Annotated in this window: 19 protein-coding genes and 1 tRNA gene; 5 read left to right on the forward strand and 15 right to left on the reverse strand. The window is 64.5% G+C overall.

Annotation, left to right across the window (positions count from 1 at the left end; all coding sequences use genetic code 11):
• Window positions 1-233: 233 nt before the first annotated feature.
• Both QX124_RS01160 and QX124_RS01165 read left to right on the forward strand, forming a co-directional pair.
• The gene (locus tag QX124_RS01160) at window positions 234-584 is read left to right on the forward strand and encodes a hypothetical protein (protein WP_315795813.1); all 351 of its coding nucleotides are present in this window, start codon (window positions 234-236) and stop codon (window positions 582-584) included.
• Between the two features lie 274 nt (window positions 585-858).
• Entirely contained in the window at window positions 859-1,536 is a 678-nt protein-coding gene (locus QX124_RS01165) for a ParA family protein (protein ID WP_315736367.1), read from the forward strand.
• 111 nt (window positions 1,537-1,647) lie between these two features.
• On the opposite strand, the gene QX124_RS01170 is transcribed toward QX124_RS01165, so the two are convergent.
• The 4 genes from QX124_RS01170 to trxB form a co-directional block, all read right to left on the reverse strand.
• Window positions 1,648-1,818, reverse strand: a complete 171-nt coding sequence (locus QX124_RS01170) for a hypothetical protein (protein WP_315777727.1) — start codon at window positions 1,816-1,818, stop codon at window positions 1,648-1,650.
• 160 nt (window positions 1,819-1,978) lie between these two features.
• On the reverse strand, window positions 1,979-2,902 hold the full coding sequence (locus QX124_RS01175; protein ID WP_315777726.1) for a 4-hydroxy-tetrahydrodipicolinate synthase: 924 nt from the start codon (window positions 2,900-2,902) through the stop codon (window positions 1,979-1,981).
• A 443-nt stretch (window positions 2,903-3,345) separates the two neighbouring features.
• Window positions 3,346-4,269 carry a LysR family transcriptional regulator gene (locus QX124_RS01180; protein WP_315717522.1) on the reverse strand — a complete coding sequence of 308 codons (924 nt, stop codon included), beginning with the start codon at window positions 4,267-4,269 and terminating at the stop codon, window positions 3,346-3,348.
• A gap of 7 nt (window positions 4,270-4,276) precedes the next feature.
• The gene (trxB, locus tag QX124_RS01185; protein WP_315736370.1) at window positions 4,277-5,242 is read right to left on the reverse strand and encodes a thioredoxin-disulfide reductase; all 966 of its coding nucleotides are present in this window, start codon (window positions 5,240-5,242) and stop codon (window positions 4,277-4,279) included.
• Window positions 5,243-5,530: 288 nt separating this feature from the next.
• On the opposite strand from trxB, the gene QX124_RS01190 reads away from it, so the two are divergent.
• Window positions 5,531-6,010, forward strand: coding sequence for an Lrp/AsnC family transcriptional regulator (locus QX124_RS01190; RefSeq protein ID WP_015664493.1), 480 nt, complete (start codon window positions 5,531-5,533; stop codon window positions 6,008-6,010).
• A gap of 82 nt (window positions 6,011-6,092) precedes the next feature.
• Here QX124_RS01190 and QX124_RS01195 read toward each other — a convergent pair whose 3' ends face one another.
• The 5 genes from QX124_RS01195 to QX124_RS01215 form a co-directional block, all read right to left on the reverse strand.
• Entirely contained in the window at window positions 6,093-6,491 is a 399-nt protein-coding gene (locus tag QX124_RS01195) for a DoxX family protein (RefSeq protein WP_315777725.1), read from the reverse strand.
• 256 nt (window positions 6,492-6,747) lie between these two features.
• On the reverse strand, window positions 6,748-7,224 hold the full coding sequence (gene greA / locus QX124_RS01200; protein ID WP_315736372.1) for a transcription elongation factor GreA: 477 nt from the start codon (window positions 7,222-7,224) through the stop codon (window positions 6,748-6,750).
• 207 nt (window positions 7,225-7,431) lie between these two features.
• A complete protein-coding gene (gene carB / locus QX124_RS01205; RefSeq protein ID WP_315772342.1) occupies window positions 7,432-10,896 on the reverse strand; it encodes a carbamoyl-phosphate synthase large subunit in 3,465 nt (1,154 codons plus the stop codon).
• A 235-nt stretch (window positions 10,897-11,131) separates the two neighbouring features.
• Window positions 11,132-11,208, reverse strand: a tRNA-OTHER gene (locus QX124_RS01210).
• A gap of 107 nt (window positions 11,209-11,315) precedes the next feature.
• Window positions 11,316-12,020: a class I SAM-dependent methyltransferase gene (locus QX124_RS01215; RefSeq protein ID WP_315795817.1), complete on the reverse strand. Its 705-nt coding sequence runs from the start codon at window positions 12,018-12,020 to the stop codon at window positions 11,316-11,318.
• 108 nt (window positions 12,021-12,128) lie between these two features.
• On the opposite strand from QX124_RS01215, the gene QX124_RS01220 reads away from it, so the two are divergent.
• Window positions 12,129-12,656: a DNA starvation/stationary phase protection protein gene (locus QX124_RS01220; RefSeq protein WP_315717516.1), complete on the forward strand. Its 528-nt coding sequence runs from the start codon at window positions 12,129-12,131 to the stop codon at window positions 12,654-12,656.
• A gap of 94 nt (window positions 12,657-12,750) precedes the next feature.
• Here the strand turns inward: QX124_RS01220 and QX124_RS01225 are convergent, their stop codons facing one another.
• From QX124_RS01225 to QX124_RS01240, 4 genes are all read right to left on the reverse strand, one after another.
• Window positions 12,751-13,545, reverse strand: coding sequence for a sulfite exporter TauE/SafE family protein (locus QX124_RS01225; RefSeq protein WP_315795819.1), 795 nt, complete (start codon window positions 13,543-13,545; stop codon window positions 12,751-12,753).
• 106 nt (window positions 13,546-13,651) lie between these two features.
• The gene (locus QX124_RS01230; RefSeq protein ID WP_315772347.1) at window positions 13,652-14,545 is read right to left on the reverse strand and encodes an MBL fold metallo-hydrolase; all 894 of its coding nucleotides are present in this window, start codon (window positions 14,543-14,545) and stop codon (window positions 13,652-13,654) included.
• A gap of 11 nt (window positions 14,546-14,556) precedes the next feature.
• Window positions 14,557-15,009 carry a DUF6691 family protein gene (locus tag QX124_RS01235; protein ID WP_315779263.1) on the reverse strand — a complete coding sequence of 151 codons (453 nt, stop codon included), beginning with the start codon at window positions 15,007-15,009 and terminating at the stop codon, window positions 14,557-14,559.
• Window positions 15,010-15,015: 6 nt separating this feature from the next.
• Window positions 15,016-15,438, reverse strand: a complete 423-nt coding sequence (locus QX124_RS01240) for a YeeE/YedE family protein (protein ID WP_315736379.1) — start codon at window positions 15,436-15,438, stop codon at window positions 15,016-15,018.
• Between the two features lie 89 nt (window positions 15,439-15,527).
• Between QX124_RS01240 and QX124_RS01245 the strand changes: the two genes are divergently transcribed.
• A complete protein-coding gene (locus QX124_RS01245; protein ID WP_315737046.1) occupies window positions 15,528-15,854 on the forward strand; it encodes a metalloregulator ArsR/SmtB family transcription factor in 327 nt (108 codons plus the stop codon).
• Here the strand turns inward: QX124_RS01245 and QX124_RS01250 are convergent, their stop codons facing one another.
• Both QX124_RS01250 and QX124_RS01255 read right to left on the reverse strand, forming a co-directional pair.
• Window positions 15,855-16,397, reverse strand: coding sequence for a cupin domain-containing protein (locus tag QX124_RS01250; protein WP_315795822.1), 543 nt, complete (start codon window positions 16,395-16,397; stop codon window positions 15,855-15,857).
• A gap of 66 nt (window positions 16,398-16,463) precedes the next feature.
• Complete coding sequence (locus QX124_RS01255; protein WP_315795823.1) at window positions 16,464-16,955, reverse strand: PaaI family thioesterase; 492 nt, start codon at window positions 16,953-16,955, stop codon at window positions 16,464-16,466.
• Window positions 16,956-17,006: the final 51 nt, after the last annotated feature.

Here is a 17,006-nt window from a genome sequence, read left to right on the forward strand (position 1 = left end):
CGTGCACCGTGATTTGTAGCCCTGTCGCGACCTCTCGCGTATGGCTGTAGACTGGGCGTGTGCGCAGAGCTGTGCGGAAGCCTGAGCCCGGTCTCCGTATTTCGACGGATATATCGCCGGGGCGTGCGCTCGCTTGCGGTTTGCTGCGCCGGATCAGAAGCGCGGCGTGGCGCTGTTGCTTGCGAATCCTGTCTCCTTCAATCACACTTTGCGGCAACGAGGGGGAGGGGACGATGAGAGGGATTGATCTCGATCCATGCATCTCTGCCGTACTGATCGTAGTAGCCGCGCTGTTAGTCCCCGTAACCGCACGGGCCTATACCCCCGAGCAGGAGCAGGCGTGCACGGGCGATGCGTTCCGGCTTTGTAGTTCCGACATTCCCGACGTCGATCGTGTCACCGCCTGCATGGTCCGCCGCAAGGCCGAGCTGTCGCCGCCATGCCGCGCCCATTTCGGGCCACCGCAGCGCCAGGCAGCGTCATCTGGCCGCGCGGAACGGCCGATGAGCATTCGTCCTGTCACCAAGCCGGTCACTGCGCGCGCCGGCAAAGCGAAGAAGTGGACGCGACCGGACGCGACTTGAGCGATGCCGATGGCCGCATTTGGCGGCACTCGGAATGACCGAGGTCCCTGGATGCGCACCTCGATGCGCAGCCTCAACATGTAAATGCGATGGGGCATGACCGGATGTTGTCGAACATCGCGGCCGGATCTGCTGTTTTGCCTGCTTTGGTGTGACTCAAAAACCAATCCGTTTCGGCAATCAGGAGTTACGTCTTATTAATCGCTAAATTTTTCTTCCGCGAATCAGTCCGCTGATTCATTTTCGCTGCCGGGGTCAATCTGGAGGCCAAGGTATGAACGTCATTGTTTTCGCATCGCGTAAGGGCGGCTCAGGCAAGAGCACCCTGGCCGCCCATCTCGCTGCGCAGATCAAGTCGAGCAAGTCTAGTCTGCTCATCGATGCGGACCCTCAGGGGTCGCTGACGCTTTGGCACAAGCTGCGCGGCACCAACGAGCCGCCGATCAAGACGGCCGTGAACTCGGTGAGCGCGATCGTGTCCGCCGCCCGCCGTGACGGCGTCGAGTGGGTGCTGATCGATACGCCGCCGACCATCTCGGCCGTCGTCGAGGATGCGATCAAGAACGCGACCATGGTGATCATCCCGGCCCGCCCTGGCGTGTTCGACGTCAACGCGGTGCAGGAGACGATCCAGACCTGCCGCGCCGCGCGCAAGCCCTACGCGGTCGTTCTCAATGGCGCACCGGCGCGCCGCGACGATGCCGAAAGCCCGATCGTGACCATCGCCCGGGAGGCGCTGGCGAAGTTCAAGGCGCCGGTGTGGGGCGGCCAGATCACCAACCGCGCCGATCTGCTGATGGCGCTGGGCCAGGGCGAAGGCGTGCGTGAATATTATGCGGAGGGGCGTGCCGCAGCCGAGATCGCGCGCCTCTGGGCTGCGATCGAGCGCTCGGTGCGGGCGATTCGCGGGACCGTGTCGGCTAACGGCGCCATGCACAAGCAGGCGGCCTGATCGCGGCATCAGATGAGGCATCGACGCGCGGTCTTCCGCGCGTTTTTTGCGTCGGGTCACACGATCTCGCGTGAGTGCCGATTTCGCGCCGCGCGAGAGGGCGCGGCGAGGTCAGGCGACCATCAGGAAATAGAAGGCGATAGCCGGCGTCAGGGTCAGGATCACGGACCAGATCCCGACCGCCCAGAGAATGTCTTCGACGCTGAATCCCTGATGCTCAGGGTATGGATGATCCTGCAAAGCCACGACGCCCCCGCGCTCTTTGACGTTTTCAACATCCATAGCGGAACATCTTTAAACACGAGGTTGCGGACTGCGCCGCTTTTGATCGCGTTTGTTAGCTCGGATTAACCACGGAGGTGTCGGCCTCCGTGGTCTCCGATGTGGCCCGCGGCCGCGCTGCGGCTTCGTCTCTCGGTCCGACGATCGTTTCGGGGAGCGCTCAGGCGACGCAGCTCTGCGTCCTTGTCGCCGTGCGGCGCTCGATCTCCTGGTCGAGGCGTACGGCAAGGCCGGCACCGATCTCCACCATAGGTAGTCGCACGTCGGGGCTCGCGATGATGCCGGTTCGCGCCAGCCAGTACTTGGCCGGGGCCGGGCTCGGCTCGGTGAACAGCAGCCGCGTGAGATCCTCGACCTGCGCCCAGCACGCTGCTGCCGCGTCGTGACGGCCGGCCTTTACGTGCTGCAAGATTGCGGCAAACGTCTCGGTCTCCAGATGCGCCGAGAGCAGGATGGCGCCGTCGGCACCGGCCTGCAGCGCATCGAAGCTCTGGGCGTCCTCGCCGGTGAGGATGCGAAATCCGGGCGGTCGGCGTGCGATCAAGTCGCGCGTCTGCATGCGATTGGCGCAGCAATCCTTGAGGCCTGCGACGGCCGGATGTTGCGCGAGCCGCAGCAGCGTCTCGTTGTCGAGGCCGACCGCCGAGCGATAGGGAATGTTGTAGAGCACGATCGGATGGGTGGTGCGGTCAGCCAATGCGGTGAAATGCGCCAGCAGGCCGCGCTGCGACGGGCGCACGTAAGGCGGACTCGAGATCAGATAGAAGTCGATCGGCCATTCCGCGGTTCGGTCGAGCGATTCGCTCACCTCGGCCGTCGCCACGCCGCCGACACCGAGACAGATCGGCAGCGACCGGCCGGTGGCGTCGAGCTCGTCCCGGACCACGCTGATCAGGCGGGCGCGCTCGTCCCAAGACAGCGCCAGTCCTTCGCCTGACGTGGCACCGAGCACCAGTCCATCGATCGGCTTGGCGGCGTAGTGCCGAACCAGATTGCGTAAGGATGGCTCGTCGAGCGCGCCATCGCGGAACGGCGTGATCAGGGGTAGCCAGAGGCCCTGCAGTCGGGTCGTAATGTTGGTCATGGTCCATCTCCTTGGGTAGCAGGAGCCGGAGACGGGACACGCAAAAAAGCCCCGTCCTCGCGGCGGGGCTGGTGATGCGGCGGTGAATTCGAGAGATTCTAGCGCGCGCGTCCACATGTCCCCGGGAGGGGAGCTTTTTTCGACGACAGCTTGGCGTGCGAAGACGTGGACATGCGATCTAGATGCGCGGTGCAGGCGATGCTGTCAACGCCGCATCGGGCACGACACGGAAACATTCGGCAAAAAAATAGCCGGGCCCAAATGAGCCCGGCTGGAGGTACTGGCCAACGAGGCCGACACAATCACCTTCCAAGAGGGATTTCTGAACGCTCGCGCCACTGGAGGAGGGGGACAATGCGCAACGCCAACGCTCAGCACAACTTCAGTATGGGCTCAATGGCGTCGCAGCAACCATGCAAGCCGCATGTCAGACATGCACAATCTCACGCCGGCCAGCGCTGCGCTTTGCTCACGACGAAGTCACGGAACACTTGAACGCGTGCGACCGTTTTCAATTCCTCGGGATAGACGAAGTAGGTGTCGAGCTGGATCGAATCCGACTCTCCGAACAATTGCACGAGACGGCTGTTTTCCTCGACGAGGTAGTCCGGCAGCGCGGCGATGCCGAGGCCTTGCTGGCAGGCGCGGACCAGGCCGAGGATGTTGTTGACCCTGAAATAGGCCTCGCGCGGACCGGATCCGTTGCGGCCGGCATCGACCAGCCAGCTCCGGTTCTGGAGGTGCGGGGCGACTTGGCCGTCGGCCAGCATGATGATGCGATGATCATCGAGCTCGTCGAGGGTGCGCGGCGTGCCGAAGCGCTTGACATATTCCGGCGAACAATAGGCGTGGAAGCTGATCGCGAACAGCTTGCGCTGGATCAGATCGGGCTGGGTCGGCTTGCGGGTGCGGATCGCCACGTCGGCCTCGCGCATCGACAGATCGAGCTCCTCGTCGGTGACGATCAGCGAGATCCGGATCTCCGGATAGAGCGCGGTGAATTCGCCGAGTCGCGGGATCAGCCAGTTGATGCCGACGCCCGGCGTGGTCGTGATCTTCAGGTCGCCGCTCGGGCGCTCGCGGCTGTCGGTCAGCTTGGCGCGCGCCGCCTGCAGCTGCATGAAGACGTCATGCGCGGTTCGGAACAGGAGGTCGCCTTGCTCCGTCAGGATCAGTCCGCGGGCGTGGCGGTGGAACAGCGAGACTGCGAGCTCCTGCTCGAGCGCGCTGACCTGGCGCGACACCGCCGATTGCGACAGCCCGAGCTGCTCCCCGGCATGCGTGAAGCTGCCTGCTTCCGCCGCTGCGTGAAACACCTTCAGCTTGTCCCAATCCATATCCGTAAATCCATCCCGTGATCGTGGCATCGTCAGTTCATTCCGCCGCGGCGCGTTCGCTCGCGGCGTGGGCGAGGAAGCGTTCGGCCTCCAGGGCGGCCATGCAGCCCATGCCGGCTGCGGTGATCGCCTGCCGATAGGTTTCATCGGCAACGTCGCCGGCTGCAAACACGCCGGGAACGGAGGTCGCGGTCGAGCCCGGCATCACCTCGACATAACCGGACGGTTTCAGTTTCAGTTGCCCCGCGACCAGCTCGGTTGCTGGCGCGTGGCCGATCGCGACGAAGACGCCGTCGGCGGGCAGCTCGGTGAGCGCGCCGGTCTTGACGTTCTTGAGTCGGACATGCGTGACCTTGGATGGCGAGCTGGCGCCGCAGATCTCATCGAGGGCGCTGTCCCAGACGACCTTGATCTTGGGATGCTTGAACAGCCGCTCCTGCAGGATGCGCTCGGCGCGGAAATGGTCGCGCCGGTGCACGACGGTGACGGTCGAGGCGAAATTGGTCAGGAACAGCGCTTCCTCGACCGCGGTGTTGCCGCCGCCGACGACGATGACTTCCTTGCCGCGATAGAAGAAGCCGTCACAGGTCGCGCAGGCCGAGACACCGAAGCCCTTGAAGGTCTCCTCCGACGGCAGCCCGAGCCAGCGCGCCTGGGCGCCGGTCGCCAGGATGACGGTCTCGGCGAGGTAGACGTCACCGGAGTCGCAGGTCAGGCGGAACGGACGCTGCCCCAGCTCCAGCTTGGTCACGAGGTCGGTCTTGATCTGGGCCCCGACATGCGTCGCCTGCTTCTCCATCTGCTCCATCAGCCAGGGACCCTGGATGACGTCGGCAAATCCCGGATAGTTTTCCACGTCGGTGGTGATGGTGAGCTGGCCGCCGGGCTGGATGCCCTGGATCAGCACCGGCTCCAGCATAGCTCGTGCCGCGTAGATCGCCGCCGTATAGCCGGCAGGGCCGGAACCGATGATGACGACTTTGGCATGGATCGGAGCTTGCATGTGGCCGAAGACTCGTTGGAAAAGGGAGGATTAACGACGCAGCGAGCGGAATGCGCGGAAGAAACGCTCCGAAGCCCCATCGAAAATGTCAAATCCAAGTCTAAGCCATCTGGCAAGCTATGCAAGAATTGCAACGCATCTCGGCGAATTTTCCCTTCACGACCCGGTCAACAGGGGAAATCTAAAGTAATAAAATTGCGCGAATTGACCGGCTTGCGCTAAGAGAGTTGCCCATCGTCTCCCGGCGCCCCTGCGCCTCCTCCTGTTCCGCCAGAGCCCACAATCCCCGTGTCCAAGAATCTTGATGAGATCGATCTCAAAATCCTGAGTGAAATTCAGGCCGACGGCAGGATCACCAATGTCGAGCTCGCCAAGCGGGTCGGCATCTCGCCGCCGCCTTGCTTGCGCCGGGTGCGGACCCTGGAGGAGGAAGGCTACATTACCGGCTACCGGGGCCTGCTCGACCCGCGCAAGCTCGGCTTCGACGTGACCGTGTTCGCCTCGGTCCACCTGTCGAGCCAGGCGGACGCCGACCTGAAGGCGTTCGAAGAGTTCGTGCGGTCCGAGCCGCTGGTGCGGGAATGTTGGATGCTGTCCGGCGAGGTGGACTTCATCCTGAAATGCGTGGCACCGGACATGGCGACGTTTCAGGAGTTCGTGACCCACCTGACGGCGGCACCTCACGTGCGCAACGTGCGAACGTCCCTGGTGCTGCACAACTCGAAATACGAGGCGGCGGTGCCGCTCGAGGTCAAGGGGCGCAGCTAGGCCCGGCTGTCCTTCCGGGCCAGCCTCGCCAAGGCTGAACCCGGAAGCTCGAGGTCGCGAAGCGAACAGGACGCGAGAGAGTTCAGTTCTTTTTGCGCAGCAGCGCGTCCAGGCTGATCGAACCCCCGCCCGAGGTCGTCAGATAGAGGCAGGCAAAGCAGAGCGCGATCGCCAGCGAGCCGTTGTTGACGACCGGGAAGAAACCTCTCGGGAAGTGGCCAATGAAATAGGCGAAGGCCATCTCGCCGGACAGGATAAAGGCGACCGGGCGCGTGAACAGCCCAAGGATCAGCAATCCGCCGAGCACCAGTTCGAGCGAACCGGCCGCACCGTACAGCGACAGCAGCTCAACTTTGGCAAACATGTCCACGGCCGGAAACTTGAAGATCTTCGCCACGCCGTATTGAAACAACAACAGGCCCGTGACGAAGCGAAACAGGCTGAGCACAGCCGGTTGCCATTTCGAGAACATCTGCTCCATGTCGATCATCCCCCAATCAAAGCCATCATGATGCGACTGACCGGACCCATCCTCCCGGCACGGCTCGTCGGTTCTGCACTAGCTCATTCCTGAAAGCCCGTCACCGGCGTGTGGCCTGCAGTCCGATGAATTGACCGTGTGCTGCCGAACGCCATTGTGCCGCAGTGCGGCCGGCCAAACGACGAAGGGCCGCGCCTTCGCGCAGCCCTTGGTTTCGTCCGAACGGTCACAGGCACCGCTCCGGTGCCTCGGGTCCTCAGCGCCACTCGACCTTGGCGATCTCGTAGGACTTGGCGCCGCCGGGCGCCATGACCTCGACGGTGGTGCCCATCTTCTTGCCGATCAGCGCGCGCGCCAGCGGCGAGGTGATCGAGATCTTGCCCTTCTTGGCGTCCGCCTCGACCTCGCCGACGATCTGCCAGACCGCCTTCTTCTCGGTATCCTCGTCGATCAGGGTCACCGTCGCGCCGAACTTGATCGTGTCGCCGGAGAGCTTGGTCACATCGATGATGTCGGCGCGCGCGAGCTTGTCCTCGAGCTCGGCGATGCGGCCCTCGTTGTGAGACTGCTCTTCCTTGGCGGCGTGATATTCCGCGTTCTCGGACAGGTCGCCATGCGAACGCGCTTCCGCGATATGTTCGATGATGCGCGGACGGTCCACCGATTGGCGCTGCTTGAGCTCGTTCTCCAACGCGGCGTAGCCCATCGAAGTCATGGGAACCTTTTCCACCATCTCTTCTCGTCCTTCAGTCGTGCGGGCGGGGGCGCGCACGATCAGCAGCTTCAGAATAGGCCTTTGCGGCTCAAAGCAAAGCCTGAAGGCCCGGCAAGACCGTCCCGTCAAAGGCCGGTACAACATCGAACGGGGCGGCGGGTTCCTGAAAGCTTCTATTGCCGATTGTTGCCAACCGCTTAGCGGGCGTTCGCCCGCGCGCTGCGATTAGTTTTCGGAAAAGTAACTCTGCAGGGTGCGGACCTCAAGGTCTCCCCCGAGATAGGCACGGATGCCTTGCGCGGCCGCCACGGCACCCGAAAGAGTGGTGTAATACGGCACTTTATGCAAGAGGGCAGCGCGCCGCAGCGAACGGCTGTCGGCCAGCGCCTGCGGGCCTTCGGTGGTGTTGAAGACCAGCTGGATGTCACCGTTGGTGATGGCGTCCACGATGTGCGGCCGTCCCTCCAGCACCTTGTTGATCTTCTCGGTCGGCACGCCCTGATCGGTCAGGAAGCGCTGGGTCCCGGATGTCGCCACCACCTTGAAGCCGAGCTCGTGCAGCATCCGCACCACCTCGGTGATGCGCGCCTTGTCGCTTTCACGTACTGACACGAACACCGTGCCTTTGCGCGGCACGCGTGTGCCGCCGCCGAGCTGGCTCTTGGCGAACGCCACGGCGAACGAGCGGTCGATGCCCATCACCTCGCCGGTCGAGCGCATCTCCGGGCCGAGCACGGTGTCGACGCCCGGGAAACGGGCGAACGGGAAGACCGATTCCTTGACGCCGACATGCCTGAGCGCGCGCTTCTTCAGGCCGAAATCGGCGAGCTTCTCGCCGGCCATGATTCGGGCGGCGATCTTGGCGACTGGCGTGCCGACCACCTTGGCGACGAAGGGCACCGTGCGCGAGGCACGCGGATTGACCTCGAGCACGTAGATCGTGCCGTCCTTGATCGCATATTGCACGTTCATCAGGCCGACGACGTCGAGCCCGAGCGCCAGCTCGCGGGTCTGCCGCTCCAGCTCGGCGATGGTCGCCTCGTCGAGCGAATGCGGCGGCAGCGAGCAGGCCGAATCGCCGGAGTGGATGCCGGCCTCCTCGATGTGCTCCATGATGCCGACGATGAAGGTGTCCTTGCCGTCGGAAAGGCAGTCCACGTCGATCTCGGTCGCGTCCGACAGATAGCGATCGAACAGCAGCGGGTTCTTGCCCAGCACCGTGTTGATCTGGCCGGTCTTGTCGTTCGGGTAGCGCGCCTTGACGTCGGCCGGCACCAGCTCGGGCAGGGTGCCGAGCAGGTAGTCGCTGAGCTGGTTGTCCTCGCGGATGATCTGCATCGCGCGGCCGCCGAGCACGTAGGACGGGCGCACCACCAGCGGCAGCCCGAGATCGGCAGCCACCAGGCGGGCCTGCTCGACCGAATAGGCGATGCCGTTCTTCGGCTGCTTCAGATGCAGCTTGTCGAGGACGCGCTTGAAGCGGTCGCGGTCCTCGGCGAGGTCGATGGCCTCCGGCGAGGTGCCGAGGATCGGCACGTCGGCCGCCTCCAGCGCACGCGCCAGCTTCAGCGGCGTCTGGCCGCCGAACTGCACGATGACGCCATGCACCGTGCCGTTCTTGCGCTCGGTCGCGATGATCTCCAGCACGTCCTCGGAGGTCAGCGGCTCGAAATAGAGCCTGTCGGCGGTGTCGTAGTCGGTCGAGACCGTCTCCGGATTGCAGTTGACCATGATGGTCTCAAAGCCGGCGTCGGACAGCGCGAAACAGGCGTGGCAGCAGCAATAGTCGAACTCGATGCCCTGGCCGATCCGGTTCGGACCGCCGCCGAGAATGATCACCTTCTTCTTGTCGGACGGCGCGCTCTCGTCGGCGAGTTGGCCTGCGAACAGCGTTTCGTAGCTCGAATACATGTAGGCGGTGGGCGAAGCGAACTCCGCCGCGCAGGTATCGATGCGCTTGAACGCCGGACGGACGCCCAGCGCCTGCCGCTTGGCCGCGACGTCGGCTTCGGTGGTGTTGGTCAGCACCGCGAGCCGTGCATCCGAGAAGCCCATCGCCTTCAGCGTGCGCATGCCGCTCGCGTTCGGCGGCAGGCCGTGCCGGCGGACCTTGTCCTCCATCTCGACGATGCCGCGCATCTGCGCCAGGAACCACGGGTCGATCTTGCAGGAGTTGAAGATGTCCTCGTTCGACCAGCCCAGCCGCATCGCCTGCGCGACCTGCAGGAGACGGTTCGGCGTGGGCGTGCCGAGCGCAGCCCGGATCGCGTTCTTGTCGTCGCCGCGCCCGAGACCTTCGATCTCGATCTCGTCGAGGCCGGTGAGACCGGTCTCCAGCCCGCGCAGCGCCTTCTGCAGGCTCTCCTGGAAGGTGCGCCCGATCGCCATCACCTCGCCGACAGATTTCATCGAGGTCGTCAGCGTGGTCGAGGCGCCCGGGAATTTCTCGAATGCGAAGCGCGGGATCTTGGTGACGACGTAGTCGATGGTCGGCTCGAACGAGGCCGGGGTCGCGCCGCCGGTGATGTCGTTGGCGATCTCGTCCAGCGTGTAGCCGACCGCGAGCTTGGCCGCGACCTTGGCGATCGGGAAGCCGGTCGCCTTGGAGGCCAGCGCCGAGGAGCGCGATACGCGCGGATTCATCTCGATCACGACCATGCGGCCGTCGGCCGGGTTGACGCCGAACTGCACGTTGGAGCCGCCGGTCTCGACGCCGATCTCACGCAGCACCGCCAGCGAGGCGTCGCGCATGATCTGGTATTCCTTGTCGGTCAGCGTCAGCGCCGGCGCGACGGTGATCGAGTCGCCGGTGTGCACGCCCATCGGATCGAGGTTCTCGATCGAGCAGACGATGATGCAGTTGTCCTTCTTGTCGCGGACCACCTCCATCTCGTACTCCTTCCACCCGAGCACCGATTCCTCGATCAGCACTTCGTTGGTGGGGGAGGCGTCGAGACCGCGCTCGATGATGTCGAGATATTCTTCCTTGTTGTAGGCGATGCCGCCACCAGTGCCGCCCATCGTGAAGGAGGGACGGATGATCGCGGGCAGGCCGATCTCGGACAGCGCCATCAGCGCCTGTCCCAGCGCATGCTCCTGGTAGCGCTTGCGGCGCTCGTTCTCGCCCAGCGTCCACTGCCGGTCGAGCTCGTCGCGCTCGGCGCCGGACAGCTTCTCGCGCTCGGCGAGATATTTGTCGCGGTACTGCTTCTTCAGCGCGGAGGCGTTGGCGAGACGCGACTTCGGCGTCTGCAGCCCGATCTTCTCCATCGCATTCCGGAATAGCTGGCGGTCCTCGGCCTTGTCGATCGCATCAGCCGTGGCGCCGATCATCTCGACGTCGAACTTCTCCAGTGTCCCCTGCCGGCGCAACGACAGCGCGCAGTTCAGCGCGGTCTGCCCGCCCATGGTCGGCAGCAGCGCGAAGCCGCCGGGGATGACGTGGCGTTCCTTCTCGATGATCTTGGCGACGATCTCGGGCGTGATCGGCTCGATATAGGTCGCATCGGCCAGCTCCGGATCGGTCATGATCGTGGCCGGATTGGAGTTGACGAGGACGACGCGATAGCCCTCCTCCTTCAGCGCCTTCACCGCCTGCGTACCGGAATAGTCGAATTCGCAGGCCTGGCCGATCACGATCGGACCGGCGCCAATGATCAGGATGGTCGAGATGTCGGTTCGTTTCGGCATTCAAGCTCACGGGCAAGGAACGGGCAGGAATTGGGCACAAAAAAAGGGCGCGCGTATCGCGCGTCCCCGTAAGGCCCAGGCGCGACCAGTGCTCGCGCGCGAGCGGTCTTTAGACCAGTTTCCTCTGAGCGAAAAGGGTTTTGGGCCGAAATCAACGGCCAATTTGGCGGAGAGGGGCGGAGGGGCGCCCTGCCGTCGCTGGCTCGCCGAGCCGAAGCTGCGCAGCAGCGAAGGCTGGAGGCCCGGCCTGGACTTGAACCAGGTTCAAGAGCGTTGCACCGCTCTTCGCGTCGTAGCTTCCGCCACCGGGCCGAGGGTGATCTTACCTCTCACGGCCGCGTGAGCCAGCCCGTGTTTCAGTTAACCCTAATCCAGTTGCTTGATGTTGGCAGTTGCGGCGGGCTGGTCGGCCCACGCGGTCACCCGGTTCCCGTCATCGGCCGAGCCACGAAGGTCATCCGCCAGGGATTGTGGCCGATATTCTTGGGCGCCCGGACGGCGCTGAGGTCGGCCTTCTTCAGTCTCGCCAGGATCTCGGCCTCGCTGTAGTGCTGCAGGCCGACCTTGGTGCGCAGCTGCCGGTAATCCGACAGCGCCGTGGCGACCAGCCCGACCAGGGCATCCTTGAGAAAGCCGTCCCGTGCGGCGAACATCAGCAGCGCGAGCACGTCACGGCCCATGCCAACGTCCGGACGCAGGACGTCGCCGAGGATGAACTTTCCCGACGGCTTCAGCAGCCGCCTGATCACGGCCAGGGCTGCGTCGAATTCCGCCTCGCTCATGTACTGCGCCACGGAGTTCATGACGACGAGGTCGATCGAGCCTTCCTGCATGTTGCGCAGCTCGTCCAGCGAGCGCACGCGGATCTTGGTGTTGGGCGCGAAACGCGCGATCAACCGGCCGCGCACGCCCGGCGCCGGCTCGGCCAGGATCAGCGTCACGCATGCGTCGGCGACCTTGGCGGCTGATAAGGCCTCTCCGCAGGAATAGTCGAGAACGACCGCGTCGGGCGAGGGAATATACCCGACGATGTCACGCGCAATCCCCTGGAAGTGCAGGTCGCGATGCAGCTTGCTCGCATAGATCGTGTGCGTGGAATCGTAATAGTCGATCCAGTCGTCCATGGCGTGTTCCGGCAAACACAGTTCCTTGATCGGAACTGGAGGGGTCAGCGAGCGTTAACGGGTCCGATCACCCGTGTCCATCGTTGCTTCTAACAGGAAGGTTAGGCCGTGAGTAAAGCAAAGACCGACAAGACCGCCCCCGAGCTCGATACCCCGACCGATCTGTCGCCGGACGCCGTAAACAAGATCTCGACAGCTTTGAACACGCTGCTTGCCGACGCCTTTGCGCTCTATCTGAAGACCAAGAACTTCCACTGGCACGTCAGCGGACGGCATTTCCATGACTACCATGAGATGCTGGACGAGCAGTCGGACGCGATCTTTGCCACCACGGACCAACTGGCCGAGCGGGTGCGGAAGCTCGGCGGCACCACGCTGAAATCGATCAGCCAGATCAGCAAGCTGCAGACCATCAAGGACAACAACGAGGAGTATGTGCCGCCGCGCGAGATGTTGCGGGAGTTGATGGAGGACAACAAGCACGTCGCGGCTGCGATGCGGAAGGCGCACGGGCTGTGCGACGACAATGACGATCCGGCCACCGCGGGATTGCTGGAGACCTTCATCGACGAGACCGAACGCCGCACCTGGTTCTTGTTCGAAGCGAGCCGCCAGGAAGGCAGCAACGCGGCATAAGCGGGCCCGCGTTGAGTTGAGCTCCGGGCGAGCTGCGAGGACGTGGGGCGCCCGTCCGGCCTCGATGCCGGCTCCGGCTCATATCCACGCCGCACTATCCGGAGTGGCCGAGTGCCGACCAACTCCGATAGATCATGTAAGCCGCCACCACGAACACCACGGTGGCAAACACCTTGTTCAGGGTGCCGCGCGTACCGGACAGGCGAGCGGCCAGCTTCGCACCGACCAGGCCACCGGCGATGCCGGCGACGAGAAAGGTCGCCGCCAGCGCCCAGTCGACCAGTCCCGACAGCGCGTAGTTCGCTGCGGTCGTCAGTCCGAACGCCGTGACGGACACGAGCGAGGAGCCGATCGCGTAGAGGATCGGCATGCCTGTCGCAAACATCAGAGCCGGAACGATCAGGAAGCCGCCGCCGATGCCGAAGAAGCCGGACAGCATTCCCGTGCCGAAGCCGAATGCCAATAGCGGCAACAGATTGTCGCGTGAAAGCTTGACGTCCAGCTGGCTGTCCGTGCCGCGCTTGCGCAGCATCAAGAGGCCGATCACGATCATGACCAGGGCGAACAGCAGCAGCAGCTTCTGGCCGTCAACCATCTTGCCGAGCGTCGAGCCCGCGAAGGCGCCGACCACGCCCGTTGCAGCAAACACCAGCGCGCAACGCCATTTGACGTTGCCGGAGCGGGCATGATTGGCGAGATTGGCCGCCGCGTTGATTGCCACGGCGACCGCGCTCGTGCCGATCGCCACGTGGGGATTGCCGACGCCCACCAGATACACCATGAGCGGCACGGCCAGCACCGATCCGCCCCCGCCGATCAGGCCGAGCGTGAATCCGACGAAAGAGCCGGACAGCGAGCCGAGCGCAAGCTCGGCAGCGGACAGCGTCATCCTGTGATGCTCCGGAGTGGCATGCCGCGCCGGTGCGCGGACGCTGCCAAATGGAAAAGCCGAGCCGCGACGTCTGCCGCGTGCTCGGCGGGGCGGAGGGGGGGTCTTAGAGCGTGTTGAGCGGCACTTTCAGGAAGCGCCGGCCGTCCTGATCGGGCGTCGGCAGCCGTCCCGCCTTCATGTTCACCTGCAACGACGGGATGATCAGCTTGGGCATGTCCAAGGTGCGGTCGCGCGCTTCGCGGGCGGCGACGAACTGATCCTCGGTGATGCCGTCGCGGACGTGGATGTTGTGCGCGCGCTGCTCGGCCACCGTCGTTTCCCAGCGAATGTCGCGGCCGTTTGGACCGTAGTCGTGGCACATGAACAGCCGCGTCGCGTCAGGCAGCTCCAGCACCCGGCGGATCGAGCGATACAGCGTGCGGGCATCGCCGCCGGGAAAGTCGGCACGTGCCGAGCCGCCGTCCGGCATGAACAGCGTGTCCCCGACGAAGGCGGCGTCTCCGATCACATGAGTCATGCAGGCCGGCGTGTGACCCGGCGTATGCATGGCGAAGGCGGTCATTGCGCCGATCCGGTAGGTATCGCCATCATGGAACAGGCGGTCGAACTGGCTGCCGTCGCGCTGAAACTCGGTGCCTTCGTTGAAGATCTTGCCGAACGTTTCCTGCACCATCCTGATATTGGCGCCGATGCCGATCCTGCCGCCCAGCCTTGACTGGATGTAGGGCGCCGCCGACAGATGGTCGGCATGGACATGGGTCTCGATCAGCCAGTCCAGTTGCCAGCCGCGATCCTCGATCAGGCGAATGATCTTGTCGGCGGAATGGGGCGCGATGCGACCCGAGGCATAGTCGATATCCATGACCGAATCGATCACCGCGCAGGCCCGCGAGCCTGGGTCCTTGACCACGTAGCTGACCGTGTTGGTGGCGGGATCGAAGAACGGTGTGACCTCGGGTTTCACCGACAGGTCGACCGGATGTGGAATGCCGGACATTCAAGCCTCCCTCATTCTGAAGCGACCGCGGCGAGCGAGGGCCGGCGGCTCGCGAGCATGCGGGCTGCGGCCATTCCGATCATCATGGCCGTGACGAACAGGACGATGGCAGGCGAGCCGTAGCCGAGCGCCACGAAGGCCGGGCCCGGGCAGATGCCGGCGAGGCCCCAGCCGATGCCAAAGACGGCAGGGCCGGTTGCGATCCGCCAATCCAGCGTCTGCGAGGATGGCAGGTGGAATTGGTCACCGAGGACGGGACGCCGGCGCCGCAAAACCAGTCGAAAGCCGGCGAAGGTGACCCCGACCGCTCCAGCCATCACGAGGATCAGGCTCGGATCCCAGCCGCCGGAGCGGATCGCCGCGAAATCGAGGAAGTTGAGCACCTTCTCCGGATTGGACATGCCCGAGAGCAGCAACCCAAGTCCGAAGATGAGGCCGACGGTGAACTGGACGAAAATGATCATGGTGCCTCACAGCACGTGGCGAACGAGGAAGGTGGTCGCGACCGCGGTGGCCATGAATATCAGCGTGGCGACGATCGAGCGCGGCGACAGGCTGGCGATGCCGCAGACGCCATGACCCGAGGTGCAGCCGTTGCCCCAGACCGCCCCGAAGCCGACCAGCAGCCCGGCTGCAACCATATCGATCGGACCGACCTCCAGCTTCAGCGGCGGCAGGCTCCCGCTGACGATGCGGACTGCAAGGGCGGCCGCGACCAGCCCTCCTATGAAGGCGAGCCGGCCAGCGAGCGCGCCGTCCCAGGGCGGCAACAGCCGCGCGGCAATGCCGCTGACGCCGGCGATGCGGCCGGTCAGGCCCATCAGCATGACGGCTGCAGCGCCGATGAGGGCGCCGCCTGCGAGCGCCGTAACCGCCGTATACTCCGTGATCATATCGTCCCTTGATTCCCTCGTTGGGCGCATGTTGCAATCGGCTATCATGTGCATTATTGCATATATACGAAATTGAAGAAGTAACAATGATGACAACACAGGCCAGGCGCAAAGCCCGCGAGACCATGGTGGCGGCGCTCGACGACAAGGCGGAGGAGGCGGCCGGCCTGCTCGCTGCCATGGCGAATTCGAAGCGCCTCATGGTGCTCTGCAACCTCATCGACGGCGAGCGCGCAGTCGGCGATCTCGCCGAGCAGGTCGGGTTGCGACAGGCGGCGCTGTCGCAGCATCTCGCCAAGATGCGCGCGCTCGATCTCGTCGCCACCCGGCGCGATGGCCAGACCATCTACTATCGGCTGGCGAGCCGGGAGGTCCGCGAGATCCTGCAGACGCTGTATCGGCTGTATTGCGCCTGATCAGCGCGCCTGCTGCCACAGGCGCGTGAGTGGGCCACCCGCGCCGAGCACGGGATCGGTCGCGGGCAGCGGCACCTCCGGAATCGTCTTCAATGCGCGCGCGCGGTTTTCCGGCGTCGGCCGCGTGACCTGCATCTTCGGTCCGGGCGGATAGGCGCCGACGATGCAGAAATCGCTGCTGGCAGCGATGCATTGATGCCCGGTGCCGGCCGGCAGGATGGTGACGTCACCGGGCCTGAGCTCCAGCTCCTGGCCCTGATCGCCGCCGAAGCGGACCCGCGCCGTTCCGCCGGCGACACCCAGCGCCTCGTGCACGGTCGCATGATAGTGCAGATAGTCGTAGACGCCGTTGCGCCACATGCTGCCCCAGCCACTGGCGGCGAACACGCGCTCGATGTCGGCCGCCGGATCGGCGCCGTCCAGATCGATGACGGCCTTGTAGACCAGGAACGGCATCGGGTTATTGGGCACCAGGCCGTCATCCGCGAACACGATGCCGAGCGGTTCGATCGACTTGACGCGGGGCGAGGGGGCGGCAGGCATGGCGACCTCGGAACAAAGGATGGGGCCTCGCCCTATCAACCGGCCTGCGCGGCCGCCGTTCCAGGCTCACGCCTTGGGCAGTTCGAACACCAGGCAAGTCGTGGTGGCATGCGCCAGCAGGCGTCCTTGCGAATCGACGATGCGTGCCTCGGCCGTCGCGGCGCGGCGTCCGAACGATAGCGTCCTGCCCTCCGTTCTCACGATGCCGGTGGCCTCGGTCATTGCCTTGATGAAGGAGACCTTGAATTCCAGCGTGGTGTAACCGCTGCCCTGCGGGCACATCGTGTGGACGGCGAGCCCCATCGCGGAATCCAGCAGGATCGCGGCGTAGCCGCCATGCACCGAACCGATCGGATTATAATGCCGCAAGGCCGGCACGCTGTGCATGACGACCTGGCCGGGCTCGGCGCTGCAGTCGAACGGCGCGACCGTCTGCATGATCGGCGGCTGCGGCAAAGTCCTGGCAAAGATGCCGCGCACGAAATCGAGCCCGGGCATCGAGGCCAGCGCCGCCAGGGGCACCACGCCGAATTCAGCGCGCGAATCCGTCTCGCTCATATCGTCGATCTCCAATGTATGTTGATCATCATATGAATGTGGTGCGAAAAG

It is taken from the genome of Bradyrhizobium sp. SZCCHNRI3043 (assembly GCF_032377735.1).
GTDB lineage: Bacteria > Pseudomonadota > Alphaproteobacteria > Rhizobiales > Xanthobacteraceae > Bradyrhizobium.